The following is a 329-nucleotide window of genomic DNA, read 5'->3' as shown; positions in this document are numbered from 1 at the left end:
CCATGAAAAGCTAAGTTGGAATACTCCCTGATAAGTGCATTCAGGTCTGTTGGATCTTTGGTTCCTGTACCACCTCTAGAATGCATGAGCATGGATTTGACTATGCCATCAGCCCTCGAGCCATGATGTCTTATTTTGCCAAGGTTGGACTTCACGTCACTCAGTAAGTCTTGGATATTTTCGACCTCGGGGGAATTGGGCAACTTCTGAAGTTCTTCCTCAATTTCATCAAGAAAGTCCTGACTGAGTTCCGAAAAGTTATTGATAAAATTCAGTGGGTTTTTGATCTCATGAGCTATCCCGGCGGTCAATTGACCCAGAGAGGCCAG

At 44.7% G+C, this 329-nt stretch carries 1 protein-coding gene; it reads right to left on the bottom strand.

Annotation, left to right across the window (positions count from 1 at the left end; genetic code table 11):
* Positions 1-329: histidine kinase dimerization/phospho-acceptor domain-containing protein (locus tag ACNKXV_RS13820; protein ID WP_417908301.1), on the bottom strand; the 329-nt coding region annotated here is incomplete at both ends.

The organism is Christiangramia aquimixticola (genome assembly GCF_048285835.1).
Classification (GTDB): domain Bacteria; phylum Bacteroidota; class Bacteroidia; order Flavobacteriales; family Flavobacteriaceae; genus Christiangramia; species Christiangramia aquimixticola.
This window is presented reverse-complemented; position numbering and strand designations above follow the sequence as displayed.